Source organism: Streptomyces rugosispiralis, assembly GCF_024505145.1.
GTDB classification, from domain to species: Bacteria; Actinomycetota; Actinomycetes; order Streptomycetales; family Streptomycetaceae; genus Streptomyces; species Streptomyces rugosispiralis.
In genome coordinates this window covers 120,720-145,623 of record NZ_JANIAA010000019.1, presented here as the reverse complement: position 1 = coordinate 145,623, position 24,904 = coordinate 120,720, and the positions used below count along the sequence as shown (strand labels likewise).

The following is a 24,904-nucleotide window of genomic DNA, read 5'->3' as shown; positions in this document are numbered from 1 at the left end:
GAATGAGTGAGGCCGCCGAGGCCGCCCCCGACCGCGCCGACTGCGTGGCGGACTCCGCCGGTGGGCTCACCTTCCATATCGCCGACTGGGCGCGCCCCGCCCCGGGCGGCCAGGACGACTGGAGCGGGGCGCTGGTGCTGATCCGCCGGGGCGGGAGGGACGCCCCCGACGGGGAGGTGCGGCTGCCGCTGGGCCCCACCGCGGACGGCCGGCTCCAGGCCGCCCTGCCCAGCAACGTCGCCCTGCCCGAGGGCCGCTGGGACGTCCATGTGGCCTACCGGGACGCCGAGCCGCGGCGGCTCGCCCCGGGGCTGAACGATCTGCGTTCGCTGGTGGACCGCCGTCCCGGGCCGAGCACCTCCCCGCTGTCCGTCCGCATCCCGTACGCCACCAAGCACGGCAACCTCTCGCTGCGCAGCTGGCGGCGGGCGCCCCACGCCGAGGCCGGGGAGATCCGGCTGGAGGACGACACGATGGCGGTGCGGGGGCGGCTCTACCGCGTCGCGTACCCGTCCGAGTGGCTGGCCGACGCGGTGGTCGAGGCCCGCTGCCGCGGCGGCGAGGCCCCGGTGCGGACGGCACCGCTGGAGGTCGAGGGCTCGGACTTCTCCTTCACGCTCTCCTACGCCGAGCTCGCGCGGACCTGGGACGGCGGCGTGGACGTCTGGGACCTGCGGCTGTGCCCGGCGGACCGGACCGCGCCCCCGGCGCGGCTCGCCCGGATCCTGGACGATGTCGCGGACAAGAAGGAGATCTTCACCTATCCGCCGCGCACGGTGGCCGGTCCCCGCGGGGAGGCACTGGCCCGGCCGTACTACACCCGGGACAACGATCTCGCGGTGCGGATCGAGGCGCTCGTCTGAGCCCGGGATCCTGAGCGCGGACCGAGGACAGCCTTGCGGACCTCTTGAGGGAGGACCCCTTGCGGACCGAGGCTGTCCTCGATCGGTGGCAGACTCGGCCGCATGCTGGAGACCTCGGCCCGCCTGCTCCGCCTGCTCTCCCTGCTGCAGGCCCACCGCGAATGGTCCGGCGCGGACCTCGCCGACCGGCTCGGGGTCACCCCGCGCACCGTGCGCCGCGATGTCGACCGGCTGCGCGAGCTCGGCTACCCCGTGCACTCCGCGCCGGGTACCGGCGGTGGCTATCAGCTGGGCGCGGGCGCCCAGCTGCCGCCGCTGCTGCTGGACGACGAGGAGGCGGTGGCCGTCGCGGTGCGGCTGCGCCAGGCGACGGGCGGCGGGGTCGAGGGCATCGAGGAGACCTCGGTACGGGCCCTGGCCAAGCTGGAGCAGGTGCTGCCGGACCGGCTGCGCCGCCGGGTGGGCGCGCTGACCGCCTTCACCGTGCCGCTGACCGGCTGGAGCGGTGGCCCCGGGGTGGACCCCGCGGTGCTGACCGAGCTGGCCGCCGCCTGCCGGGACTGCCATCAGCTGCGCTTCGAGTACCGCGACCACGGCGGTGCGGTCACCCGCCGCACCGCCGAACCACACCGGCTGGTCGCCGCGCAGCGCCGCTGGTACCTGGTGGCCTGGGATGTGGAACGCGCCGACTGGCGTACGTACCGGGTCGACCGGATCACCCCGACCCCGCCGCACGGCCCCCGCTTCACCCCGCGCCGCCCGCCCTCCGACGACATCGCCGCCTATGTGGCCCGAGGCATCACCACCTCCGTCTACGCCCAACGGGCCACCGTGCTGCTGCGGGTGCCCGCCGAACGGGCGGCCGAGCGTTTCACGCCCACGGTGGGGGTGCTGGAGGCCGTGGACGAGCACAGCTGTCTGCTGCACACCGGCGCCCACAGCCTCGATGTGCTGGTGGTTCATATCGCGCTGTGCGGCTTCGACTTCGAGGTGCGCGAGCCGGTGGAGCTGAACGACCACATCCGGGAGCTCAGGAATCGGCTGGACCGGGCCCTGGGCTGACCGAGCCCCGCGGCCGCTGCTCCCGCTCCCGCGTCAGGCTCGCCACCTCGGGGTGGTTCAGATCGAAGGCCGGCGACTCGGAGCGGATCCGGGGGAGCGTGAGGAAGTTGTGCCGGGGCGGGGGACAGGAGGTCGCCCACTCCAGGGAGCGGCCGAACCCCCATGGGTCGTCCACCTCCACCTTCTTCCCGTACTTGGCCGTCTTCCAGACGTTGTAGAGGAACGGCAGGGTCGACATGCCCAGCAGGAAGGAGCCGATCGTGGAGACGGTGTTGAGCGCGGTGAAGCCGTCCGCCGCCAGATAGTCGGCGTAGCGGCGCGGCATCCCCTCCACGCCCAGCCAGTGCTGCACCAGGAAGGTGGTGTGGAAGCCGGTGAACAGCGTCCAGAAGTGGATCTTGGCCAGCCGCTCGTCCAGCAGCTTCCCGGTGAACTTGGGCCACCAGAAGTAGAACCCGGCGAACATCGCGAAGACGACCGTCCCGAAGACCACGTAGTGGAAGTGGGCCACGACGAAGTAGGTGTCCGTGACATGGAAGTCCAGCGGCGGTGAGGCCAGGATGACGCCGGTGAGCCCGCCGAAGAGGAAGCTCACCAGGAACCCGACCGCCCACAGCATGGGCGCCTCCAGGGACACCGAGCCGCCCAGCATGGTGCCGATCCAGTTGAAGAACTTCACCCCGGTCGGCACCGCGATCAGAAACGACATCAGGGAGAAGAAGGGCAGCAGAACCGCTCCGGTGGCGAACATATGGTGGGCCCAGACGACCATCGACAGCCCGGTGATGGCCATGGTCGCGCCGATCAGCGTCACATAGCCGAAGACCGGCTTGCGCGAGAAGACCGGGATGATCTCGGTGATGATGCCGAAGAACGGCAGCGCGATGATGTAGACCTCGGGATGGCCGAAGAACCAGAAGAGGTGCTGCCACAGCAGCGGCCCGCCGTACCGGGCGTCGAAGACCACCGCCCCGAACCGCCGGTCCGCCTCCAGCGCCAGCAGCGCCGCCGCCAGCACCGGGAACGCCATCAGGATCATGATCGAGGTGAAGAGGGTGTTCCAGGTGAAGATCGGCATCCGGAACATCGTCATGCCCGGCGCACGCATCGCCATGATGGTGGTCAGGAAGTTCACCGCGCCCAGGATCGTCCCGAACCCCGCGAGCGCCAGCCCCATGATCCACATATCGGCGCCGATACCGGGGGAGCGGATCGGGCTGTTGAGCGGGGCGTAGGCGGTCCAGCCGAAGTCCGCGGCGCCCCCCGGCACCAGCAGACCGGCCACCACGATCACCCCGCCGAACAGATACAGCCAGTACGACAGCATGTTGAGGCGTGGGAAGGCCACATCGGGCGCCCCGATCTGCAGCGGCATGATCTCGTTGGCGAACCCCGCGAACGCCGGGGTCGCGAACAGCAGCAGCATGATCGTGCCATGCAGGGTGAACGCCTGGTTGAACTCCTCCTGCGAGACGATCTGGAGGCCGGGACGGGCCAGCTCGGCGCGCATCACCAGCGCCAGCACGCCGCCGACCAGGAAGAAGCCGAACGACGAGATCAGATACAGATGCCCGATCTTCTTGTGATCGGTGGTGGTGATCCAGTCCACCAGCACACTGCCCTGCCGCGTCTCCCGTACCGGACCGGCGGCCCGCGCGGTCTCTGTCGGCATCGGGACTCCTCCGTGTCCTGGGCGGGTACCGCCATGATCGCCCGGCGGGGCGGCGTGATCCGGGGAGCTGCCCCGAGCGTCACTCCCTCGGGGGCAGCAGCGGACCGAGTGGCCCAAGGTCGAGATTGAGATCGGAGGGCGCGATGCCGTAGCGGTCGCAGAGCGTGCCCATCCGGTCCTCCAGGAGCATCAGCGTCAGCCCGATCCGCTCCTCCTGGTCCTCCGTCAGATCGCCCTGGTCCACCCGGCGCAGCGCCTGTCGCTCCATGAGCTGGCGCAGCAGCTCCACGACGGTGAGCACCAGCTTCATCAGATCGCGTTCGACGGTGTCCTGGTCCAGCTCGAGCTTGCGGCTCACGGTTCCTCCCAGGGGGACGGCACATTGGCGTTGACCGAGCTGATGAGTGCGCGCAGATCGATGCGGACCAGATCGACGTCGGCGATGCGCAGGGTCAGATCACCGGTGATCACCACACCGCCGGCCAGCAGCCGGTCCAACACGTCCACCAGGGCGATCTGCTGATGGGCCAGGGGGCCCTCGGGGGCCATCGTCATCCGTCCGCCCCCGCGCCCTCGGTCTTCCCTTCCGTGCCGGAGGTCTCGTCCATGGCGGTGAAGGAGTACGGCGCCCAGGGGCCGGTCAGCTCCACCCGCAGCGCGGGCGTCCGCCCGGCCAGCTCGCCGACCCGCTCGGCGAAGTCGGCGCTGTCCTCGCGCCGCACCAGATACGCGGCGTTCAGCACATTGTGGTCGGAGATCCCCGACAGCCGGGGGTCCTGCGGCGGATGCAGCCTGGACTGCTCGGCCAGCCCGCAGAGGGTGTCGTGCACCAGCCGCGCGCCCTCCTCCGTATCGCCCCAGCGCCGCTCGGCGGCCTGCCGCTGGGCCTTGCGGCGGCGCAGATAGTCGCGGCCGGACATGGCGCCGGGGGAGTTCGGGGTGCTCGGGGCGTCCGCGGTGCTCGGGGCGTCCGCGGTGTTCGCGGCCCCGGCGGGCGGCTCCCCGGCGGGGGGCCCGGCGGCGGGCAGCGTGGCGTACGCCTTGACGCCCCATTCGACCCGGCCCTCCAGCCGGTCCAGCGCCGAGGCGAACCGCTCCCGCCCGGTGGCCAGCATCCTCCGCAGCCCCTCGTCGCCGTGGCACACGGTGGCCAGCCGGACCGGTAGGACACAGGACTCGGCGCCGGCGGTGTCGACCACCCGCTGATGGGCCCGGGCCATCTTCTCCAGCCAGGCCATGTCCTCCAGCCGCTCCCGCAGCGGGCCCTCGGCGTAGTCCTCGCCCGGTACGGCGCCCGCCAGCACGGCGAGCCCCAGATGACGTACGGCGTACACCGATTCGTCCGCGACGCCGGTCACCCCCTCCAGGGCCGTGAGGGCGTCCAGGGCTGCCTCCGGCGCACCGGTGTCGCGCACGACCGCGTAGGCGTACCGCAGTCCGTCGGTCATTCGGTGGTCTCCCGGTTCTCCCCGCTGGTCACCTCGGCGTTCTCGCGGCCGTCCCGGCCGGTGGCCTGGGCGTCCGCGCGGCCGTTCCGGCTGCTCACCCCGGTGTTCTCCCGGTGGGTGACCTCGGCCTGCTCACCGCCGTCCACTCCGCTCCTGGCGCGTGACGAGAGCGAGGGGTCGTGTTCCCACCAGTCGATGCCCATCTCCTTCGCCTTGTCGACCGAGGCCACGATCAGCCGCAGCTTGATCGTGAGAAGTTCGATGTCGAGCAGATTGATGCGGATATCGCCCGCGATCACCACGCCCTTGTCGAGCACCCGCTCCAGGATGTCGGCGAGGTTCGCCCCGCCCTCACCCCGTCCGGCCAGGCCGTACGACCCCGAGGAGCCGAGCGACGAGGCCGGTGAGCCATAGGCGCCGGCCGTCGGGGCCACACCGCCCCGGGTGGTCACAGAGTCCCGTTCGCCCACTGGTGCGCCTCCTCCAACCGGTCGAGCAGCACGTCCTCCTGCCGCTCGAACTCCTTCTCGTCGATCACGCCCTGGTCGAGCCGAGTCTCCAGCTCGGCCAGGGCGCGCTGGATGTTGGCCGGGTCGTAGTACTCCCGCTCCGCCGCGGCGACGACCTGCCGCAGCACCCAGCCGATCATCAGCATCAGGACTCGACGAAGCTGTACGGCGGCAGCGGACCGTTGATCCGCAGCTTCAGCCAGGGGTGGGCCCGCTCCAGTTCGGCGGCCGCCGACAGCAGCGGATCGGCCGCGTCCTTGCCGAGCAGCAGCGACAGGCTCACAAACCAGCCGCCGCTCTCCGGGCCGGGCCGCACATCCTCGGCGGTCGGCGCCAGCGCCTCCTCCACCAACTTCGCGTCCCGCACCTCACGGGCCCGTACCGCGCCCGCCATCAGCTCGCCGAAGCGCACCCGGTCCTCGTAGGTGCCGCCGCCCGCCGCCCGGTTGGCCTCCGCCATCATCCGCAGCTCCGGCTCCTCGGCGAGCACCTGGTGGAGCACCGCGTCCTCGTCGTGCACGGCCTTGACGTTGTACTCCACCCGGTCGGTCAGCCGGTTCAGCTGGTCCTGGTAGCGGTCGGCGTGCTCGGCGAGCACGCTGCGGACGTCGTCGTCGCTGGAGGAGACGCTGCCGAAGCGCATCGGCAGCACCGCCCGGGAGCCGCTGACCTCGGTCAGCACATGCTGGTGGGCCAGCAGATCGCGGCGCCGGGGCTTCAGCTCGGGCGGGCAGTCGCTGACGATCGCGGCCAGCTCGCCCTCGTTCAGCGCCCGGACCGGCAGCGGGGGGTCGCCGATGCCCAGCAGCCGATCGCCCAGGTCCGGTACCTCGCCTCGCGCGATGCCGTAGACATACGTGGTCATGAGGACTCCTCGGACTTCCGTGGCGCCGCCTTACGGGCCGGACGGCGCCGGCGCGGCTCCTCCTCCGCTTCCTCCTCCGACGGCCGGATCGCGTCGGCCACGGTCTGGGCGGCCTTGGAGACGGTGTCCCCGGCGCCGGAGAGGGCGCCCTTGGTCTTGGCCCGCGCGCCGTTCTCGGTGATGCCCTCGACGACCTCGGGCAGCCCGGGGGACTTGTTCGGGCCCGACTCCAGGTCGAGGCGGTTGCACGCCTCGGCGAACCGCAGATAGGTGTCGACGCTCGCGACCACGATCCGAACGTCGATCTTGAGTATTTCGATGCCGACCAGGGAGACTCGGATGAACGCGTCGATCACCAGCCCTCGGTCGAGGATGAGCTCCAGGACGTCGTACAGGCCGCTGGTGCCGCCCCCGCCCCTGGATTGCTGTGCCGGGACAACAGTGGTCATGTCGGGTGGGTTCCTCTCGTATCCGGTGGCGTCCGGTTCCCCCGCCGACGTCAGCGGCGGTCGCTCCGGCCGCGCTCATAGCGGCGCAGGCGGCGATAGCCGGTCAGCAGGCCGTCCGGGTCGAGAGTCACCTCGTACAGGGCCATCAGGCTCATCGTCTCCGGCACCCGTTCCAGCTCCACCACCTCGGCCTCCAGCAGCCACCCGTCGTCGGTCCGCTCCAGCCGGGGGAGGGACTCGGGGTACAGGCCCGTCAACTCGACGAGCTGTTCACGGGCGGCACGCAGGAGTGCCAGCGGGCTCGGACCGCCGGCCGCCGTCTTCTCGGGGGTCTCATCGGATCTGTCAGTCATGTTGGCTCCGAGGCGGCGGGTACCGCGTCCCGGTGGGGGTAAACCCCGGGCTTCGGCCTCCGGCGATTTGTGGTGGAATTGTGCGCTCCGGAGGGGTCCGGGGCGTGCTTTTCCGGTCGCCGCGGGAATTGTTCGACAGATCTCGCCCGCGCACCGCCGCCTATACCGGAACCGGCCGTTTGGCGCGGGATATCGACAGAAACTCGCAATCATCTTCGAGGCGTCAACACAAGCCCCGGAAGAGTGATGAAGTCGCTCACAAACCCGGGCGTGTTTTCTGTGACACAAGTGTGACGAATGGCGGCCGTGAGAGGCATGGGCCGGTGGTGGTCCCGTGGCGGTCCACGACAACTCTGGGTTTGCCACCCGTAGGGAGCCGCCTACGGTGGCTCTCATGGGACCTGTACCGAACCTTCCGGCCGAACCCGACGACGACCTCGACAGCTATGTGGGCCTCGATGCCCGCACCGCGGAGGAGAGGGCGCGCACCCGCGGCTGGAGCACCGTACGGACGCTTCCACCGGGCGCGATCATCACCATGGAGTACCTGCGGGGGCGGATCGACTTCGAGGTGGACGAGGGCAGGGTCAAGCGCTGCTGGCGTGGCTGACCGGGCGCGGTTGACCGGGCGCGGTTGACCGGGTGCGGCTGACGGTGCGCCACTGACGGGCCGGCCGCCGACCGGTTCGAGTCCGTCCGGCGCGTGCCGGTGGGCCGGGTCGCACCGGCCCGGACACGACCACGGCCCCGGAACGCTCACGGCGGAGCGCTCCGGGGCCGTGGTGTGACCGGTCGGCGCGGGGGAGGGGGTGCGTACCGCCCCGCGGGCCCGGTCGGTGGCTCAGCCTCCGGTGGCCGTCCGGCCCCGGGAGGCGCCGGACGGGCCGAAGGGCGCCGTGGCGCGCGGCACCCGGTCGGCGTGCGGCGGCCGGCGGCTGCCGACCGGGGTGACCGGGGTGCGCTCGGAGCGCACCGTGTGCTGGCGGACCGGGTGGAGGGGCCGCCCGTCGGGGCCCCGGCCGGTGGCGGCGCCGGGCCGGACCACGGCCACGGTCTCGCGGGTGGGCAGCTCGTCGTCGCGGGCGGCACGCGGGGTGGCCAGCGGGGTTCCGGCGACCGGCCGCCCGGAAGGCACCGGCGCGGACGCCCGGTGGATGCGCAACCGGCGCCACAGGGTCAGCAGCAGCACCTCGGCGCGGGCCATGGCGGGCTCCAGCCAGGGCAGCGCCAGCAGCACCAGCACCCCGGCGGCCCAGCCCAGCACCACATCGCTCAGCCAGTGGGTGCCGAGGTAGACGGTGGTCATGCCGACCCCGAAGGCGAAGCCCGCGGCGATCAGCGAGGCGACCCTGCGGGCCACCGGGGTGGTCGCCAGATAGGCCAGTACACCCCAGGTGACCACGGCGTTCGCGGTGTGACCCGAAGGAAATATATCGCCGGTGTGCCACATCTCATTGGATCCGACGGTGGTCGCGTAGTGCGGACCGAGCCGGCCGAAGCCGATCTTCACCGCGCCCACGGTGGAGTTCAGCAGCAGCAGGGAGGTGCCCAGCACCAGCAGCGGGCGCAGGGTGCGCTGCTGGTAGCAGCACCACCCCAGCCAGGCGGCGACGGCCACGGCGGTGGGCCCGCGCTGGCCCATGACCACGAAGTAGTCCAGGAAGGTGTGGAACTCGGGCCACTGCTTGTAGGGCCGGAAGAGCATGACCTGCCAGTCGAACTTCACCAGCCATGAGGTGGTGAGCACGCCGATCACGGTCGCCGCGTAGACCGCCAGCGTGGTCCCGAGCAGCCAGAAGCGTGTTCGGGTCATGCGCGGTCGCGCGAGATCGGGCCTTCGCTCCCCGGTCGCGGGGAGCTTGTCTTCGGTACGCACCTAATCGACGTTACATTGCGTGACAGGCGGGTTCAGTCGATCAGGGCGCTTTGTGATGACGATGTGATGTGGAGTGCGTCTCGTCCACGGCTTTTGGCCGCGCCCTTTCCAAGGAATGCACGAGGCCCCGGGGCTTTTCTGCTCCCGGCCTTCCAATGGGCGTGTCTCAGGGACTTTATGGAATTCTTACAGGGCGTGTTTATCGCCTATTAGCCAAAGCGTTCCCCGAAGTTTCCCTTGGTGTCGCCGGGTGGCCTGGAGTGATCGTCGGCGGGCTCCGCCCGGCCGGTCGGGGTGGCCGGATCGCGGCAGTGGCCGGATCAGGGCGGCCCGGAGCCATGCAGCCAGAAGGCCCCGTACACCGCCGAGGCGAGCCCCACCGACCCCAGGAGCAGCGCGGTGCGCACCGGGCGCAGCCGGGCCAGGGCGACCGCGATCGGCAGCAGCAGCGGAAAGGCCGGTATCAGCAGGCGGGGCTTGGAGCCGAAGTACCCCTTCGCGGCCAGCGCCAGGACGAGCACCGCCCCGCCGTAGGCCAGCAGCGGCAGCGGCTGGCGCTGCCGCACACAGCGGACCGCGAGCCAGATCAGCGCCCCGACGCCGAGCAGCAGCCCGATCCCGCCCACGAAGGGCGGCTCGATCAGCAGCCCCCCGATGAAGGCCGCGAAGGCCAGACCGCCGTCGAAGCCGTTTCCCCAGCCGTTCTGCACGTCGAAGTAGCCGGTGGGGCTTCCGGTGCGGAGGGCCACCCACACCACATAGCCCAGCCAGCCCAGCGGCGCCAGCACGACACCCGCGAGGAGCCGGAGAGAGGGCGCGAAGCGCCTCCATCGAGGGTGGTGGTGGGCGACGGGTCTGAGAAAGGGCGCGAAGCGCTTCCGTTGAGGGTGGTGGTGGGTGACGGGAGGGACGGTGCGACACGCCTGGCGCCACCGCCCGCCGGGCAGCAGCTCCACCGCGGCCGCCACCCAGACCGCCGCGACCACCGCGGCCCCCACCGGCCGCGTGAGCCCCGCCAGCGCCGCGCACAGCCCCGCCCACAGCCACCGCCGGGTGAGCGCCGCATGGACCCCCCAGGCGGCCAGTGCCGAGAAGAGGGACTCCGAGTACGCCATCGACTGCACGATCCCGACCGGCAGCACACCCCACAGCACGGCCAGCGTGATGCCCACCCGCCGTCCGTACAGCAGATCCCCGATCGCGAAGATGCCCCAGGCGGCGACCAGGGACGTGACCGAGCTCACCAGCAGACCGGCGTCGGCCGCGTTCAGCGGGGCTATGGCCGATATCACTCGCTCCAGCCCGGGGAGCAGGGGGAAGAACGCCAGGTTGGAGTGGACCGCGCCATCGGGCAGCTGGAGCGTGTAGCCGTACCCCTCCTCGGCGATGCGGGTGTACCACAGCGAGTCCCAGCGCGCGGAGAGCAACTGGTGCGGGCTCTTGTCCGCGAAGGCTCCCCAGATCGCGAGAACCACCAGCCCGAGCAGGCGCGTCCCCGCGTATGCGAGCAGTGCTGGAGCGGCCCGGCGCAGCGCGCGACCAGCGACGCGGCCCGGTCGGCCGTCGTCGCTGAGCGGCGCGGTGCCGGCCTGAGCGAGATCAGTCACGGCGACGATTATCAAGGATGTTCCGGGCTACTCACGGGGCCTGTGGAAAACCCTCCGCCGAGGGGCCGCGGGGCCTGTGGACAACTGCGTGGACAACTGCGTGGACAACTGCGTGGACAACCACGTGGACGGCTACGTCACCGGAACCGCGGACGACAACGGAGGACGAACGGTAGGCGGCCACCGGTCGGACGCGGGTGGGACGCCGGGAGGACACAGGAGGTACGGCAGAGGGACGGAGGGACAAAAGGGGAAGTCTGGAACGTAGGCCTCCGTAATCATCCGCGGCCCGGTCCCAACATGACCTGCGGCACACGGCCCGCGCGGGGACTCGCGTACCCTGACCTCTCACTCGCGCCTTCGCCACCGGGGCCACCCGGACGTCCCTACGACGTGACGTACCGCCCTCACGACGGCGGACCGCGAGCGCAAGACCCAGGGAGGTGCGTACATGTCCGGGACGACCACGGCCGGCAATCGGCGGACGGCGGGCGTTCCCCGGCAATGGCGCGGCACCGAGGCGAGCGGTGGCGCCAACCGCTGGGTCGTGCTCCTCGTGCTCTGCGTCAGCCTGCTGCTCGTCGCCGTGGACGCGACCGTGCTCCATGTCGCGGTCCCGGCCGTGACCGAGGATCTGCGCCCCGGCGCGATCGAACTGCTGTGGATCGTGGACGTCTACCCACTGGTCTGCGCCTCGCTGCTGATCCTCTTCGGCACCCTCGGCGACCGCGTCGGCAGACGACGTGTCCTGCTGCTCGGCTACGCGCTCTTCGGCGCCGCTTCCGCGATCGCCGCCTTCGCCCCCAACCCCCAGATCCTCATCGTGGCCCGCGCCCTGCTGGGCGTCGGCGGCGCGATGATCATGCCTGCCACCCTGTCGATACTGCGCCAGGTCTTCCCGGACCGCCGGGAGCGGGCGCTGGCGATAGGCATCTGGAGCGCGGTCGCCGCCGTCGGCGCGGCCGTCGGCCCGCTGCTCGGCGGCTTCCTGGTGGAGAACTTCTGGTGGGGCTCGGTCTTCCTGGTCAACCTCCCCCTGATGATCGTGGCGCTGCCCGTCGGCCGCTGGCTGCTGCCGGAGTCCACCGGCGACAAGAACGGCCCCTGGGACGTGCTGGGCGCGGTCATGGCCGCGTGCGGGCTGTTCTGCGTCGTCCTCGGCGTCAAGCGGGTGGGCAGCGGCGCGGGGCCGCTGGACGCCGTGACCGCCGCCCCGGTGCTGATCGGGGTGGTGCTGCTGGTGCTCTTCGTCCGCCGCCAGCGCCGCCGTACGCATCCGCTGGTGGACCTCAAGCTGTTCGCCAGGCCCGCCTTCTCGATCTCCGTCGGCTGTATCGTGCTCGCCCTGCTGGCGCTCGTCGGCCTGGAGCTGATAGCCGCCCAGTACCTCCAGCTCGTGCTCGGGCTCACCCCGCTCGAGACGGGTCTGCGGCTGCTGCCGCTCACCTTCGCCGCCATGGCCGCCGGGCTCGTGGGGTCCCGGATGCTCCAGTGGCTCGGCCCCCGGGTCATGGTCGTGGTCGGCTTCGCGCTCACCGCCCTCGCCGTGCTCTCGCTCACCGCCATGGGCCTGTCCGACCGGCCCGCCGTGCTCGTCGGCGGCTTCATCGTCCTGGGCTTCGGCCTGGAGACCACGCTCTTCAGCGCGTACGAGTCCATGCTCAACGAGGCGTCGGCCGGGTCCGCGGGCGGCGCGGCCGCCATCGGCGAGACCTCCTACCAGCTCGGCGCCGGGATCGGCATCGCCCTCCTCGGCAGCGTCATGAACGCCGCCTACAAGCCCGGCGTCTCCTCGGTGCCCGGCGTCCCCGCCTCCGCCAGCTCCGATGCCAGCCAGTCGCTGGGCGCCGCGTACAAGGTCTCCGACCGGCTCGGCGGGCACGCCGGGGAGGCCCTGCGCTCGGCCTCCCGCGCCGCCTTCGTCCATGGACTGCACGTCACGCTCGCGGTCAGCGCCGGGCTGCTGCTGCTCGGCGCGCTGGCCGCGCTACGGCTGCCCAGGGTCATGGAGTGCGCCGCCGACGACGAGGAGTCCAGCCAGGCATCGGCCGACCAGCAGGCGAGGGCGGACCAGCGGGGCCCGGCGGACCGGCAGGGCCCGGCGGACCGGCAGGGCCCGGCGGACCGGCAGGGCCCGGCGGACCGGCAGGGTCCGGCGGAGCAGCAGGGCCCGGACGGCACGGACGCCCCGGCCCGCCTCGACCGTGCCACCGTGGCCGCCGAGTCCTGACCGACTCCGGTTCGAGCCGGGCCGGTCCCTGAGCCCCGCCCGAGTCCTGACCGCCCCTGGCCCCGGCCCGGCCCCCTGAGTCCTGACCGGTCCTGACCGCCCCCGGCCCCGGCCCCCTGAGCCCTGACCGCCCCCGGCCCGACCCCGGGCCAGCCCTCTGGGTCCCGCCCGAGTGCCCCCGTAGCCTGCCCGAGTGCTGCCCGGCCCCTGATGACCCGGCGTGAGCAGGTCTGGACGCCGGGGGTTACCCGGTCGTAGCGTCGGATCGGCCGGGTTGATCAACCCGGCCGCCGGGCGAGAGGACGCGCCCCGGCGGCCGGTACGCGCCCGGCGTACCCGGAACCGCATCCACCGGAGGCCGCCACCCATGTCCGCTGGCACCCTGCCGTCGTTCGATCCGCGCGACCCGCTGGGGCTCGACGATCTCCTCGACCCCGAGGACCTCGCGGTCCGGGACACCATGCGGCAGTGGGCCGCCGACCGCGTGCTGCCGCACATCGCCGACTGGTACGAGCGCGGCGAGGTGCCCGGCATCCGCGAGCTGGCCCGGGAGCTCGGCTCCCTCGGCGCGCTCGGGATGTCCCTCACCGGCTACGGCTGCGCGGGCGCGAGCCCGATCCAGTACGGCCTGGCCTGTCTGGAGCTGGAGGCCGCCGACTCCGGGATCCGCTCCCTGATGTCGGTGCAGGGCTCCCTGTCCATGTACGCCATCCACCGCTTCGGCTCCGAGGAGCAGAAGGAGCGGTGGCTGCCCCGGATGGCCTCCGGCGAGGTCATCGGCTGCTTCGGGCTGACCGAGCCCGACCACGGCTCCGACCCGGCCGGGATGCGCACCTACGCCAAGCGGGACGGCTCGGACTGGGTGCTCACCGGCCGCAAGATGTGGATCACCAATGGCTCGGTGGCCGGGGTCGCCGTGGTGTGGGCCCGCACCGACGAGGGCATCCGCGGCTTCGTCGTCCCCACCGACACGCCCGGCTTCTCGGCCCCCGACATCAAGCACAAGTGGTCGCTGCGCGCCTCCGTCACCAGCGAGCTGGTCCTGGACGAGGTGCGGCTGCCCGCCGACGCGGTGCTGCCCGAGGTCACCGGCCTGCGCGGGCCGCTGAGCTGTCTGAGCCACGCCCGCTACGGCATCATCTGGGGATCGATGGGCGCGGCCCGCTCCGCGTTCGAGTCGGCCCTGGACTACGCGCGGGAGCGCGAGCAGTTCGGCCGGCCGATCGGCGGCTTCCAGCTCACCCAGGCCAAGCTGGCCGATATGGCGCTGGAGCTCCACAAGGGGGTGCTGCTCGCCCACCATCTGGGGCGGCGCTTGGCGGCGGGGCGGCTCCGCCCCGAGCAGGTCAGCTTCGGCAAGCTGAACAATGTGCGGGAGGCGATCGAGATCTGCCGTACGGCCCGGACGATTCTGGGCGCCAACGGGATCTCACTGGAGTATCCGGTGATGCGGCACGCCACGAATCTGGAGTCCGTGCTCACCTATGAGGGCACCGTCGAAATGCACCAACTGGTGCTGGGCAAGGCGCTCACCGGAATCGACGCCTTCCGGTGAGCGGCCCCGGGGCTAGCTCTGATTGAAAAAGCCCGTGGCATGGCCGGACTGACCGCTGATGATCTGGTAGTCGGCCGGGGTGAGGAGGAAGACGCGGTTGGCCACCCGGTCGATCGAGCCCCGCAGCCCGAAGATCAGCCCGGCCATGAAATCCACCACGCGCTTGGCGTCGGCGGACTCCATCGTCGTGAGATTGACGATGACCGGTACGCCCTCCCGGAACAGCTCGCCGATGCCGCGGGCGTCCCGGAATCCGTCCGGGGTGACCGTGGCGATCCGAGTGCCCTGGTCCCGCGCGGTCTCGTCGGCCACCCGCGCTCGCGGGTCGGTCATCCAGGAGTCGCCGGGCTCGGACCCCTCGGCGTAGTCGTCGTCGTAGTAGCGCTCGTCATCGCTGTCGTCGACGAGGCCAAGCCAGGCACTTGCCTTGCGTACCGATCCCATGGACGCCTCCTCTCCCTGATGGTGTGTACCGTCCGCCCCTCTATGGTCGTCCATGATGCGGATGGTCTGCCACGTGGATTGCGGCCGCACAGGGGATTCGTGACGTTACTGGTGCACAACGGCTGGCGCCATATCAGAGTTCCACCTGCTTACGGGGGCTGACGGGGCAGTGGGTAGACTCCGCCGCTGCCGGACGGGTGACGTCGGGGACGTATGGGTGAACGGGGATCGTGGTGTTTGGCATTATCCGGCCTTGTCGGCATCGGCTGTCGGAAAACCTGCGCACCGAGTGGATGGCGCATTTGTGCGGGCTGTGCCTCGCGTTGCGGGGTGACCACGGGCAGTTCGCCCGCATCGCCACCAATTACGACGGCCTGGTGATATCGGTGCTGGTGGAGGCCCAGGCGGGGCGGTCGGAGGGCTGGCGGCGGACGGCCGGGCCCTGTCCGCTGCGCGGGATGCGAACGGCGTCGGTCGCCCAGGGCGAGGGGGCGCGTCTCGCGGCCACCGTCTCGCTGGTGCTGGCCTCGGCGAAGGTGCGCGACCATGTGGCGGACGGCGACGGGGCGTTGGCCCGGCGGCCGGTCGCCGCGGCCGCCCGCCGGGTGGCCGGGCGGTGGGACCGGGCGGGGGAGCGCAGCGGCGCCGCGCTCGGCTTCGACACCGCGCTGCTGCTCGACGCGGTCGGCCGGCAGGAGGAGCTGGAGTCCCTCGCGGGCCCCGGCACCCCGCTGCTGACCGTCACCGAGCCCACCGAGACCGCGACCGCCGCGGCCTTCGGGCACACCGCCGTACTGGCCGGGCGGCCCGGCAACCGGGCCCCGCTGGAGGAGGCGGGCCGGCTCTTCGGACGGCTGGCGCATCTGCTGGACGCGGTGGAGGACCTGGCCGAGGACGCCGAGACGGGTGCCTGGAACCCGATCGCGGCCACCGGGACCGACCTCGCCGAGGTCCGCAGGCTGTGCGACGACGCGGTGCACGGGGTACGGCTGGCGCTCAAGGACACCGAATTCGCGGGCGAGGGCTCCGGGCGGCTCGCCCACGTACTGCTGGTCCACGAGTTGGGGCGCGCGGTCGACCGCGCCTTCGGCACCACTGGCTGTGCGCACACCAGCGGCCAGGGCGCGGGTACGCAGGGCGCGGGCGCCCAGGACACCCCGGGCACCCAGGACACCCCGGGCACCCCGGAGTCCTCCTACGGGCCGCCGCAGTCGCCGTGGATCAACCCGGGAGGCCCCGGCGGCGCGCCTCCGGAGCCGCCGCACGGCCGGCGGCGGGGACTGATCGCGGGCTGCCTGGTGTGGACCGGGCTCTGCTGCACCTGCCAGGTGTGCTGCCGCGATCCGTACCACGACCCGTGGACCGGGCAGCCGCGCGAGGGCCTGTGCCATAAGTGCGATGACTGCTGCGACTGTTGTGACTGCTGCGGCAACTGCGGCGACTGCTGTAGCTGTGACTGCTGTGATGGGTGTGACTGCGGCTGCGACTGTTAGCCGCCAGGGGTGTCCGGCGGAGCTGGACGCCTGCGGCGGGCTGCTCCCCTCCCCGCCCCGTCCCGAAACCGGGGGCGGAGCCCCCTTCCACGTGGCGGAGCCGCAAATGGATGCTGCGGGAAGGGGCGGGGAGGGGAATGCATCCTGGTCTGCCGGACACTCTGTGGCCGAAAGCTGGACTGAGGGTGAGGGGAGGGGTGGAGCACTGACGTGTGTGGGAAGGCCGAAGGCGCGTGACGACGCGGATGTGCTGCGGCCGCACCGGGGAGGGAACCCGGCGGGCGCGGGCGAAGCCTCGAAGCGCTGGGGAGGGGAGTCCCCCTACGGCAGCGGAGGCGGGCGGTCAGCCCGAACAGGACGACGACCACACCCGACCGAAGTCGATGTGGTCGCGCGTGACCAGTCGCTGCCATGAGTCCATGGGGCAAGTGGAGCAGCCTTCCGCTTCCTCGTCAACTCTGGTGAGACGCGCTGTTCACACTTCGGACAGTCTTGACAGCGCACCGTGGGGTCGTCCTACTCTCGGGCCCATGCCGGGCCGAGAGGCTCGCATACCGGGCTGAGGGGCCCGGCCGTAGTCGAGCTGAGGGGCTCGGCGTGTGTGAAGGCCGTGCGTGTGTTCACTTCAGAACTCACGGAGCCTCCGCATGTCCGCGAACCCGGACCATCCCGCGCATCCGGACCACCCCTTCCGAGCACCCGCCACGGTCGTCCCACCCGGCACGGTCGTCCCACCTGCCACGGTCGTCCCGCCCGCCACGGTCGTCATCGTCGGCGCGGGCCCGCGTGCCACCGGTCTGATCGAGCGCATCGCCGCCAACGCCCCCGGGCTGTACGGCGACGGCACCCCGTTCGAACTGCACCTGGTCGATCCGCATCCGCCCGGCGGTGGCCGCATCTGGCGTCCCGACCAGTCCCCGCTGCTGTGGATGAACTCCATGGCCGAGGACGTCACCATGTTCACCGACGAGTCGGTGGAGCGCGAAGGCCCGATACGTCCCGGCCCCTCCCTCGCCGAATGGGCCCGCGAGGCCCGCGAGGCCCGTGAGGCCCGTGAGGTCCGTGAGATCCGTGAGGCCCGCGAGGCCCGCGAGGTCCGTGAGGTCCGTGAGGCCCGCGGCGGCGAGCCGCCGCATGCCCTGCCGTCCGAACTCGCCGCCGAGGCCGCCGCCCTGACCGGGCGCAGCTTCGCCACCAGACGGCTGCAGAGCGCCTATCTGCGCTGGGTGTACGAGCGGGCGGTGGCCGATCTGCCGCCCGGCACCACCGTCCATGAGCACCGGGACCGGGCCGTACGTGTCACCGGGCCGCGCGACGGACGGCAGCAGGTGTGGCTGGAGGGGCGGACCGCGCCGCTCACCGCCGACGCCGTGATCCTCGCCCTCGGCCACCTCGACGCCGAACCCGACGCCGAGCAGCGGGCCCTCACCGCGTTCGCCGCCGAGCACCAACTGATCCACTTCCCACCGGAGTACACCGCAGACAGCGATGTGAACGCGCTGCGCCCCGGCGAGCCGGTGATCGTACGCGGCCTCGGCCTCGCCTTCGTCGATCTGATGGTGCTGCTCACCGAGGGGCGCGGCGGACGCTATGAGCGCGGCGCGGACGGCGAGTTGGTCTACCGGCCGTCCGGCCGCGAGCCCGTGCTGTACGCCGGTTCGCGGCGCGGCGTGCCGTACCACGCCAAGATCGGCTACTCGCTGAGCGGTGAGCGGCCCCCGGTGCCGCGCTTCTTCGGCCCCGCCGAGGTGGACGCACTGCTCGCGCGCCCCGGGCGGCCGGACTTCCGGCGCGATGTCTGGCCGCTGATCGCCAAGGAGCTGGGGTTCGCCCACTACCACCGGCTGTTCACCGCCCATCCGGAGCGTGTGGCCGGGGAGTGGTCCGCGTTCGAGGAGAAGTACGCCGCCTGCCCGCCCGGCAGCCCCGACCTGGACGTCCTGGTCGCCGCGGCCGTCCCCGACCCGGCCGACCGGCTCGACCTCGATACCCTCGACCACCCCCTGGCCGGGCTGCGGTTCGGCGACCCCGAGGCACTGCAGCAGGCGCTGCGCGGCCATATCGAGGCCGACCTCGCCCGCCGCCACGACCCCGCGCACAGCCCCGACCTGGCCGTCTTCCTCGCCCTGCTCTCCGTCTACGGCCAGCTGATCCGGCTCGGCGACATCGGCGGCTGGTGGCACGGCTTCTTCAGCTTCCTCGCCTCCGGCCCGCCGGGGCCACGGCTGGAGCAGCTGCTCGCGCTCTCCCGCGCCGGAGTGGTCCGCTTCCTCGGTGCCGAGACGACCGTGACCACCGATCCGGTGCGCGGGGTGTTCCGGGCGAGCTCCGCCAGTGTGCCCGGCCATGCCGTCGAGGCCCGTGCGCTGGTCGAGGCCCGGCTGCCGGAGCCGACCGTGGACCGCTCCCGCGACACCCTGCTGCGCTCCCTGCACCGCGACGGCGCCGCCGCCACCCCGGCCGGACTGCTCGCCGTCAGCCCCGCCGACGCCCGGATCCTGGACCGGGCTGGCCGCCCGCATCCGCGCCGCTTCGCGCTCGGCCCGCACACCGACGCCCGCGCCTCGGGCGCCTTCGCCCGGCCCGGTACCAACGCGCCCGCGTTCCGGCAGAACGACGCCACCGCACGCGCCCTGCTGCGCTGTCTGCGCGAGCTGTCCTGTCGCGCCACGGTCACCGCCTGAGCCGCGCTGCCTGAGCTTCACCGCTCGAGCCGCATCGCCCGAGCCGCACCGCCTGAGCTTCACCGCCTGAGCGCCCCTCCCGGAAGCCACCCCTCCCGGAAGCCACCCCTCCGGAATCATCCCCCGCACGACCCTCCGCTCCCCTCGAAGGACCCTCCATGTCCCTGACCTCCGATCCACCCGTCGGCAAGGCCACCGCAAGCGGCGCCGAACGCGAGGACTACTCCGCACTCAAGGTCGTCCCGGTACGCCACCCCTGGCGCTGGGTCGCCGTCGTCGTCACCGCCGTCCTGGTGGCCCAGTTCGCCCACGGCCTGATCACCAATCCCGGCTGGGAGTGGGACGTCTTCGCCGACTTCTTCACCACCCGGACCATCCTCAAGGCGGTCTGGATCACCATCCAGCTCACCTTCTACGGAACCGCGCTCGGCTTCGCCCTCGGCATCGTCCTCGCCTTCATGCGGCTGTCCCGGAGCCCCTTTCTGAAGTCGGTCGCCTTCACCTACATCTGGGCGTTCCGCTCCATCCCGCTCATCGTCCAGCTGCTCTTCTGGTTCAACCTCACCTATCTCTACAAGCGGCTGGACTTCGGCATCCCGTTCGGCCCCGGCTTCTTCTCCTTCGACACCGCGGGTCTGGTCGGGGCGATGAGCGCGGCGGTGCTCGGACTCGCCCTCCACCAGGCGGCCTACGCGGCGGAGATCGTGCGCGGCGGCGTCCTCGCCGTGGACGGCGGACAGCTGGAGGCGGCGGCCGCGCTCGGCATCCCCCGGCTGCGGCAGCTGCGCCGGATCGTGCTCCCGCAGGCGATGCGATCGATCCTGCCGAACGCCGCCAACGAGGTGATCTCGCTCTTCAAGGGCACCTCGATCGTCTCCGTCATGGCGATCGGCGAGCTCTTCTACCAGGTGCAGGTCATCTACGGACGCAACGGCCGGGTCGTGCCGCTGCTGATGGTCGCGACCGTCTGGTACATCATCCTGACCACCGTGCTCTCGGTCGCGCAGTACTACGTCGAGCGCCACTTCTCGCGGGGAGCCACCCGATGACCGCCATGGTCGACATCCGCTCCGTCCACAAGAGCTTCGGGTCGCTCCAGGTGCTGCGCGGCATCGACCTGGAGGTGCGCTCCGGAGAGGTGGCCGTCGTCCTCGGCCCCTCCGGCTCCGGCAAGTCCACCCTGCTGCGCGCCATCAACCACCTGGAGAAGGTGGACAGCGGCTGGATCAGCGTCGCCGGTTCGCTGGTCGGCTACCGCCGCCAGGGCGACCGCCTCTACGAGCTGCGTGAACGCGAGATCCTCAAGCAGCGCACCCGGATCGGCTTCGTGTTCCAGAACTTCAACCTCTTCCCGCATCTGACGGTGCTGGAGAACATCGTCGAGGCGCCGGTCTCGGCGTTGCGCTGCCCCCGGAAGGAGGCGGTGCGCGCGGCCGAGACGCTGCTCGCCCGGGTCGGTCTCGCCGACAAGGCGGCCGCGTACCCCCGGCAGCTCTCCGGTGGGCAGCAGCAGCGGGTGGCGATCGCCCGCGCCCTCGCCCTGGAGCCCGAGCTGCTGCTCTTCGACGAGCCGACCTCCGCCCTCGACCCCGAACTGGTCGGTGAGGTCCTCGACGTCATCAAGGACCTGGCCCACCAGGGCACCACGATGATCGTCGTCACCCATGAGATCGGCTTCGCGCGGGAGGTCGCCGACACCGTCGTCTTCATGGACGGCGGCCGGATCGTCGAGCAGGGCCCGCCCGCCGAGGTGCTCGACGCGCCACGCCATGAGCGCACCAAGGCATTCCTCTCCAAGGTCCTCTGAGGCCACCGATGTTCACGAGATCACCGAGGTCCACGAGATCACCGATGTTCACGAGATCACCGATGTTCACGAGATCACCGATGTCCAGCAGACCGCAGGTCTCCGCCAGACCGCCGATGTTCACCTACGCAAGGAGCACCCCCGTGAAGACCCGCCGCACCCTCGTCGCCGCCGTCGCCGCGCTCACCGCCTCCGCCCTGCTCGGCGGCTGCGGCGATGGCGACGTCCAGGAGTCGGTGGGCTCCAAGGGCTCGAAGAACGCCATCAACATCAGCCCTGACCAGCACCGTGTCAGAGTCAAGAAGGTCGACTCGATCGCGGCGAAGGTCCCGGCCGCGATCCGGAAGCGCGGCACCCTGCGCATCGGAGGCAGCGCCGACGCCTCCGCCCCGCTCGGCTTCTACGCGACCGACGACAAGACCCGGATCGGCTCCGAGCTCGACATCGCCACGCTGGTGGCCGACACCCTCGGGCTCAAGGTCGACTTCCAGTCGGTCTCCTGGGAGAACCTCTTCGTGGGCCTGGACAGCTCCAAGTTCGACGGCGTGTTCTCCAATGTCACCGTCACCGAGGAGCGCAAGGAGAAGTACGACTTCGCCACCTACCGGCTGGACGACCTCGCCTTCGAGGCCAAGAAGGGCACCTCCTGGCGGGTCAAGGGCCCCAAGGACGTCGCGGGCAAGACGATTTCGGTCGCCTCCGGCACCAACCAGGAGAAGATCCTGGTCGACTGGAGCAAACAGAACCAGAAGGCGGGCCGCAAGCCCGTGGACATCAAGTACTTCCAGAAGGACACCGACTACTACCTCGCCCTCCAGTCCGGCCGTATCGACGCCTACTTCGGCCCGAACCCCACCTCCGCCTACCATGTCGCCTCGGCCGGCCAGACCCAGATCATCGGCCGCTTCTCGGGCGGTGGCGACCAGGTGCAGGGCAAGATCGCGGCCACCACCAAGAAGGGCAGCGGGCTGGTCGACGCCTATGCCGCGGCCCTGGACCACGTGATCCAGGACGGTTCGTACGCCAAGGTCCTGAAGCGGTGGGGGCTCTCCAGCGAGGCGGTGAAGAAGTCCGAGATCAACCCGCCCGGGCTGCCCAAGCCGTGACCCGCTGACCCCCGAAGAACGAGGAAGGCCCGACCATGGCCGTACCGACCGGCACCCTGCACCTGGCCGCCGCCATCGACGGCGACGGGCAGTTCCAGGCGCCATACCACGTCGAGCTCGCCCGACTCGCCGAGGGCGGTGTGCTCCCGGAGGCGGTCGCGGCGGAGATGGCGGGATTCGTGGCCGCCGACGCCGCCGACGGCCTCATCCTCGTGCCCCATCTGACCCCCGGCGGGCTCGATGACTTCGTGGCCCGGGTGGTGCCGCCGCTACCGGAGCGCGGGGTGTTCCGCACCGCGTACACCGGTCCGACACTCCGTGACCACCTGGGGCTTCCGCGTCCGGGGGAGCGGGGCTGAGCGGCCGCGCGGCGGCCCGGCCACCGGGACCCGATATGTCCGCGCCATAGCGGAACCCGATCGCCCGCGGGTCCGTCTCACCGGATACCCAAGGGGATGGGAGCACAAGCCCCGGCGGCCTGAACCCGCCGGGGCTATGTGGCGTGTGCCCGAAGGCTGTTCCGAATTGTCCTCTTGCGCGCTGCGCCCGGAGCCACGAATACTTCCGGAAGCGCTTGTCAGGGGCACGCCGAATCGGTCATATCGGCGTGCTCGTTGACTGCGCCTCACGGGCCTGCCCACCCAAGCGGACCCCCGATTCCCCCGGAGGAAGAGTTGAGGATCAAGCGCAACGCCCCCCACAGCAAGCAGGCGAGACGTATCGCCCTGATCGCCGCGACCTCCGCCCTGGTGGCCGGAACGGCGCTTGCCGCCCCCGCCGCCTACGCCGGTAGCGACGGCGCCCGCACCTTCAGCGCGGCCGAGGCCAAGTCGGCGAGCAGCGCCGTCCTCGAGTCCGATGTCGCGGGCACCGCCTGGTATGTCGAGAAGGGGACCAACAAGCTCGTGGTCACCGCCGACAGCACGGTGTCCCAGAGTGAGATAGCCAAGATCAAGAACCGCGCCGGCGCGAACGCCGACGCGATCGAGGTCAAGCGGACCTCCGGCAAGATTCAGAAGCTGATCTCGGGCGGCGACGCGATCTACGCGAGTAGCTGGCGCTGCTCCCTCGGCTTCAACGTGCGCAACAGCAGTGGGGCCAACTACTTCGTCACCGCCGGTCACTGCACCGACGGCGCCGGCACCTGGTGGTCGAACTCCAGCCACTCCACCACCATCGGCCCGACGGCCGGCTCCAGCTTCCCGACCAACGACTACGGTCTGGTCCGGTACAGCGGCTCGGTCAGCCCCGAGGGCACCGTCGGCAGCCAGGACATCACCAGCGCCGCCAACCCGACCGTGGGCCAGACGGTCACCCGGCGCGGCTCCACCACCGGCATCCACAGCGGCCGGGTCACCGCGCTGAACGCCACGGTCAACTACGGCAACGGCGACATCGTCTACGGCATGATCCAGACCACCGTGTGCGCCGAGCCCGGCGACAGCGGCGGCCCGCTCTACGCCGGCTCCACCGCCCTCGGCCTCACCTCCGGCGGCAGCGGCAACTGCACCTCCGGTGGCACCACGTTCTTCCAGCCGGTCGTCGAGGCGCTGAACGCGTACGGCGTGAGCGTCTACTGATCGGCGCCGTTCCTCCGCTGATCAGCACCGCACCAGACTGAGCGAGAGCCCCCGTCCGCGCTGCCGGACGGGGGCTTTCCGCGTCAATCGGGAAGGTCGTTCCGGGCGGTCCGACGGGGGTTTTCCACAGCCCTCCTCACTGTTCGACGGGCGGACTATCGTGGATATCAGTACCCCATGCGGGGCATTGTTCGCGATACGGACGGCAGGTGGCCGTGATGGTCGATGCGCTCGTGACATTGATAGTGGTACTGGCTTGCCTCTGCGCCCTGGGCGTGCTGGCGGCGGCGCGGGTGGTCAAGCAGTACGAGCGGGGGGTGGTCTTCCGGCTCGGGAGGCTCCGCTCGGATATCCGGGGGCCGGGGTTCACCATGATCGCTCCGTTCGTCGACCGGCTCCAGAAGGTCAATATGCAGATCGTGACGATGCCCGTCCCCGCTCAGGAGGGCATCACCCGGGACAATGTGACCGTGCGGGTCGACGCCGTCGTCTACTTCAAGGTCGTGGACGCGGCCGAGGCGCTGATCGCGGTGGAGGACTACCGCTTCGCCGTCTCCCAGATGGCCCAGACCTCGCTGCGGTCGATCATCGGGAAGAGCGATCTGGACGACCTGCTCTCCAATCGGGAGAAGCTCAACCAGGGCCTGGAGCTCATGATCGACAGCCCGGCCGTCGGATGGGGCGTCCATATAGACCGGGTGGAGATCAAGGACGTGTCGCTGCCGGAGACCATGAAGCGGTCGATGGCCCGCCAGGCGGAGGCCGACCGGGAGCGCCGCGCCCGGGTGATCAACGCCGACGCGGAGCTGCAGGCGTCGAAGAAGCTGGCCGAGGCCGCCTCCCAGATGGCCGACACCCCCTCGGCGCTCCAGCTGCGGCTGCTCCAGACGGTGATGGCGGTCGCCGCCGAGAAGAACTCCACACTGGTGCTGCCCATCCCGGTCGAGCTGCTGCGCTTCCTGGAGAAGGGCCAGCAGGAGATCCCGGCGGCGGCCCGGGCCGAGGGCGGCGCGGAGGGCGGCGTTCCGGCCGCCGCGCCGGAGCGGGAGGCCGCGCCCGAGCGGCCCGCCCAGCCGGCCCAGCCCGCGCGGCAGGCGATGCCGACGCTCACCGAGCGCGAGCCGGAGCCGCATACGGTCGAGCGATGAGCCGTGGGAGGTGATGTCCGGCGGGAGTCCCGGGGGAATCCCGCGAGGGAATCCCCCGAGGAGGTTCCCCGAGGAGGTTGCCCGAGGAGGTCCCAATTGAGGGGATTCCCCGAGGAGGTCCCTTGAGGGGATTCCTTGAGGTGATCCGCCCGG

At 71.4% G+C, this 24,904-nt stretch carries 24 protein-coding genes and 1 pseudogene; 13 read left to right on the top strand and 12 right to left on the bottom strand.

Annotated elements, in window-relative coordinates; all coding sequences use genetic code 11:
- Positions 1-2 precede the first annotated feature (2 nt).
- Together NP777_RS26215 and NP777_RS26210 are read left to right on the top strand one after the other, a co-directional pair.
- Positions 3-863: a hypothetical protein gene (locus NP777_RS26215; protein WP_256652647.1), complete on the top strand. Its 861-nt coding sequence runs from the start codon at positions 3-5 to the stop codon at positions 861-863.
- Between the two features lie 102 nt (positions 864-965).
- Positions 966-1,925, top strand: coding sequence for a helix-turn-helix transcriptional regulator (locus NP777_RS26210; RefSeq protein ID WP_256652646.1), 960 nt, complete (start codon positions 966-968; stop codon positions 1,923-1,925).
- Here NP777_RS26210 and ctaD read toward each other — a convergent pair.
- The 9 genes from ctaD to gvpO all read right to left on the bottom strand — a co-directional run bounded on the left by ctaD (position 1,894) and on the right by gvpO (position 7,221).
- Positions 1,894-3,597 carry an aa3-type cytochrome oxidase subunit I gene (gene ctaD / locus NP777_RS26205; protein WP_256652645.1) on the bottom strand — a complete coding sequence of 568 codons (1,704 nt, stop codon included), beginning with the start codon at positions 3,595-3,597 and terminating at the stop codon, positions 1,894-1,896. The genes NP777_RS26210 and ctaD overlap by 32 nt on opposite strands.
- A gap of 79 nt (positions 3,598-3,676) precedes the next feature.
- Positions 3,677-3,955 (bottom strand): gas vesicle protein K, encoded by a 279-nt coding sequence (locus tag NP777_RS26200; protein WP_037949869.1) that lies wholly within the window; start codon positions 3,953-3,955, stop codon positions 3,677-3,679.
- A complete protein-coding gene (locus NP777_RS26195) occupies positions 3,952-4,152 on the bottom strand; it encodes a gas vesicle protein (RefSeq protein WP_014059691.1) in 201 nt (66 codons plus the stop codon). The genes NP777_RS26200 and NP777_RS26195 overlap by 4 nt, the downstream gene beginning before the upstream one ends.
- The gene (locus NP777_RS26190; protein WP_256652644.1) at positions 4,149-5,045 is read right to left on the bottom strand and encodes a GvpL/GvpF family gas vesicle protein; all 897 of its coding nucleotides are present in this window, start codon (positions 5,043-5,045) and stop codon (positions 4,149-4,151) included. The genes NP777_RS26195 and NP777_RS26190 overlap by 4 nt, the downstream gene beginning before the upstream one ends.
- Positions 5,042-5,413: a gas vesicle protein gene (locus tag NP777_RS26185; RefSeq protein ID WP_256652674.1), complete on the bottom strand. Its 372-nt coding sequence runs from the start codon at positions 5,411-5,413 to the stop codon at positions 5,042-5,044. The genes NP777_RS26190 and NP777_RS26185 overlap by 4 nt, the downstream gene beginning before the upstream one ends.
- An 80-nt stretch (positions 5,414-5,493) precedes the next feature.
- The gene (locus NP777_RS26180; protein WP_256652643.1) at positions 5,494-5,700 is read right to left on the bottom strand and encodes a gas vesicle protein GvpG; all 207 of its coding nucleotides are present in this window, start codon (positions 5,698-5,700) and stop codon (positions 5,494-5,496) included.
- Positions 5,700-6,419, bottom strand: coding sequence for a GvpL/GvpF family gas vesicle protein (locus tag NP777_RS26175; protein ID WP_256652642.1), 720 nt, complete (start codon positions 6,417-6,419; stop codon positions 5,700-5,702). Before NP777_RS26175 ends, NP777_RS26180 begins: the two co-directional genes overlap by 1 nt.
- Entirely contained in the window at positions 6,416-6,868 is a 453-nt protein-coding gene (locus tag NP777_RS26170) for a gas vesicle structural protein GvpA (RefSeq protein ID WP_256652641.1), read from the bottom strand. Before NP777_RS26170 ends, NP777_RS26175 begins: the two co-directional genes overlap by 4 nt.
- A gap of 50 nt (positions 6,869-6,918) precedes the next feature.
- Positions 6,919-7,221, bottom strand: a complete 303-nt coding sequence (gene gvpO / locus NP777_RS26165; RefSeq protein WP_256652640.1) for a gas vesicle protein GvpO — start codon at positions 7,219-7,221, stop codon at positions 6,919-6,921.
- Positions 7,222-7,615: 394 nt separating this feature from the next.
- Here gvpO and NP777_RS26160 point away from each other — a divergent pair, with 394 nt between their 5' ends.
- On the top strand, positions 7,616-7,831 hold the full coding sequence (locus NP777_RS26160) for an I78 family peptidase inhibitor (RefSeq protein ID WP_256652639.1): 216 nt from the start codon (positions 7,616-7,618) through the stop codon (positions 7,829-7,831).
- A gap of 231 nt (positions 7,832-8,062) precedes the next feature.
- Here NP777_RS26160 and NP777_RS26155 read toward each other — a convergent pair whose 3' ends face one another.
- Both NP777_RS26155 and NP777_RS26150 read right to left on the bottom strand, forming a co-directional pair.
- Positions 8,063-9,097: a phosphatase PAP2 family protein gene (locus tag NP777_RS26155; protein ID WP_256652638.1), complete on the bottom strand. Its 1,035-nt coding sequence runs from the start codon at positions 9,095-9,097 to the stop codon at positions 8,063-8,065.
- 320 nt (positions 9,098-9,417) lie between these two features.
- Positions 9,418-10,704: a hypothetical protein gene (locus NP777_RS26150; protein ID WP_256652637.1), complete on the bottom strand. Its 1,287-nt coding sequence runs from the start codon at positions 10,702-10,704 to the stop codon at positions 9,418-9,420.
- 451 nt (positions 10,705-11,155) lie between these two features.
- Here NP777_RS26150 and NP777_RS26145 point away from each other — a divergent pair, with 451 nt between their 5' ends.
- On the top strand, positions 11,156-12,934 hold the full coding sequence (locus NP777_RS26145; RefSeq protein ID WP_256652636.1) for an MFS transporter: 1,779 nt from the start codon (positions 11,156-11,158) through the stop codon (positions 12,932-12,934).
- Between the two features lie 367 nt (positions 12,935-13,301).
- A complete protein-coding gene (locus NP777_RS26140) occupies positions 13,302-14,489 on the top strand; it encodes an acyl-CoA dehydrogenase family protein (protein WP_256652635.1) in 1,188 nt (395 codons plus the stop codon).
- A gap of 12 nt (positions 14,490-14,501) precedes the next feature.
- Here NP777_RS26140 and NP777_RS26135 read toward each other — a convergent pair whose 3' ends face one another.
- Complete coding sequence (locus NP777_RS26135; protein ID WP_256652634.1) at positions 14,502-14,933, bottom strand: cell division protein SepF; 432 nt, start codon at positions 14,931-14,933, stop codon at positions 14,502-14,504.
- A 233-nt stretch (positions 14,934-15,166) separates the two neighbouring features.
- On the opposite strand from NP777_RS26135, the gene NP777_RS26130 reads away from it, so the two are divergent.
- From NP777_RS26130 to NP777_RS26095, 8 genes and pseudogenes are all read left to right on the top strand, one after another.
- The gene (locus NP777_RS26130; RefSeq protein ID WP_256652673.1) at positions 15,167-16,426 is read left to right on the top strand and encodes a DUF5685 family protein; all 1,260 of its coding nucleotides are present in this window, start codon (positions 15,167-15,169) and stop codon (positions 16,424-16,426) included.
- 647 nt (positions 16,427-17,073) lie between these two features.
- Positions 17,074-19,110 carry an FAD/NAD(P)-binding protein gene (locus NP777_RS26125; RefSeq protein WP_256652633.1) on the top strand — a complete coding sequence of 679 codons (2,037 nt, stop codon included), beginning with the start codon at positions 17,074-17,076 and terminating at the stop codon, positions 19,108-19,110.
- Between the two features lie 158 nt (positions 19,111-19,268).
- The gene (locus tag NP777_RS26120) at positions 19,269-20,159 is read left to right on the top strand and encodes an amino acid ABC transporter permease (protein ID WP_256652632.1); all 891 of its coding nucleotides are present in this window, start codon (positions 19,269-19,271) and stop codon (positions 20,157-20,159) included.
- Positions 20,160-20,164: 5 nt separating this feature from the next.
- A complete protein-coding gene (locus NP777_RS26115) occupies positions 20,165-20,917 on the top strand; it encodes an amino acid ABC transporter ATP-binding protein (protein ID WP_256652672.1) in 753 nt (250 codons plus the stop codon).
- Between the two features lie 143 nt (positions 20,918-21,060).
- Positions 21,061-22,023: an ABC transporter substrate-binding protein gene (locus NP777_RS26110; protein WP_256652631.1), complete on the top strand. Its 963-nt coding sequence runs from the start codon at positions 21,061-21,063 to the stop codon at positions 22,021-22,023.
- A 146-nt stretch (positions 22,024-22,169) separates the two neighbouring features.
- A pseudogene (locus NP777_RS26105) lies at positions 22,170-22,382 on the top strand (F420-dependent methylene-tetrahydromethanopterin reductase); the annotation flags it as partial.
- A gap of 315 nt (positions 22,383-22,697) precedes the next feature.
- Positions 22,698-23,603, top strand: coding sequence for a S1 family peptidase (locus tag NP777_RS26100; RefSeq protein ID WP_256652630.1), 906 nt, complete (start codon positions 22,698-22,700; stop codon positions 23,601-23,603).
- Between the two features lie 218 nt (positions 23,604-23,821).
- Positions 23,822-24,751: a slipin family protein gene (locus NP777_RS26095; RefSeq protein ID WP_256652629.1), complete on the top strand. Its 930-nt coding sequence runs from the start codon at positions 23,822-23,824 to the stop codon at positions 24,749-24,751.
- Positions 24,752-24,904: the final 153 nt, after the last annotated feature.

Bases quoted from the DNA above. Each gene is read 5' to 3' on its own strand.
- gvpO (WP_256652640.1), bottom strand. From the start codon at position 7,221: ATGACTGACAGATCCGATGAGACCCCCGAGAAGACGGCGGCCGGCGGT.
- NP777_RS26125 (WP_256652633.1), top strand. From the start codon at position 17,074: ATGTCCGCGAACCCGGACCATCCCGCGCATCCGGACCACCCCTTCCGA.
- NP777_RS26175 (WP_256652642.1), bottom strand. From the start codon at position 6,419: ATGACCACGTATGTCTACGGCATCGCGCGAGGCGAGGTACCGGACCTG.
- NP777_RS26120 (WP_256652632.1), top strand. From the start codon at position 19,269: ATGTCCCTGACCTCCGATCCACCCGTCGGCAAGGCCACCGCAAGCGGC.
- NP777_RS26135 (WP_256652634.1), bottom strand. From the start codon at position 14,933: ATGGGATCGGTACGCAAGGCAAGTGCCTGGCTTGGCCTCGTCGACGAC.
- NP777_RS26170 (WP_256652641.1), bottom strand. From the start codon at position 6,868: ATGACCACTGTTGTCCCGGCACAGCAATCCAGGGGCGGGGGCGGCACC.
- NP777_RS26145 (WP_256652636.1), top strand. From the start codon at position 11,156: ATGTCCGGGACGACCACGGCCGGCAATCGGCGGACGGCGGGCGTTCCC.
- NP777_RS26195 (WP_014059691.1), bottom strand. From the start codon at position 4,152: ATGACGATGGCCCCCGAGGGCCCCCTGGCCCATCAGCAGATCGCCCTG.
- NP777_RS26160 (WP_256652639.1), top strand. From the start codon at position 7,616: ATGGGACCTGTACCGAACCTTCCGGCCGAACCCGACGACGACCTCGAC.
- ctaD (WP_256652645.1), bottom strand. From the start codon at position 3,597: ATGCCGACAGAGACCGCGCGGGCCGCCGGTCCGGTACGGGAGACGCGG.
- NP777_RS26140 (WP_256652635.1), top strand. From the start codon at position 13,302: ATGTCCGCTGGCACCCTGCCGTCGTTCGATCCGCGCGACCCGCTGGGG.
- NP777_RS26210 (WP_256652646.1), top strand. From the start codon at position 966: ATGCTGGAGACCTCGGCCCGCCTGCTCCGCCTGCTCTCCCTGCTGCAG.
- NP777_RS26095 (WP_256652629.1), top strand. From the start codon at position 23,822: ATGGTCGATGCGCTCGTGACATTGATAGTGGTACTGGCTTGCCTCTGC.
- NP777_RS26115 (WP_256652672.1), top strand. From the start codon at position 20,165: ATGGTCGACATCCGCTCCGTCCACAAGAGCTTCGGGTCGCTCCAGGTG.
- NP777_RS26180 (WP_256652643.1), bottom strand. From the start codon at position 5,700: ATGCTGATGATCGGCTGGGTGCTGCGGCAGGTCGTCGCCGCGGCGGAG.
- NP777_RS26215 (WP_256652647.1), top strand. From the start codon at position 3: ATGAGTGAGGCCGCCGAGGCCGCCCCCGACCGCGCCGACTGCGTGGCG.
- NP777_RS26190 (WP_256652644.1), bottom strand. From the start codon at position 5,045: ATGACCGACGGACTGCGGTACGCCTACGCGGTCGTGCGCGACACCGGT.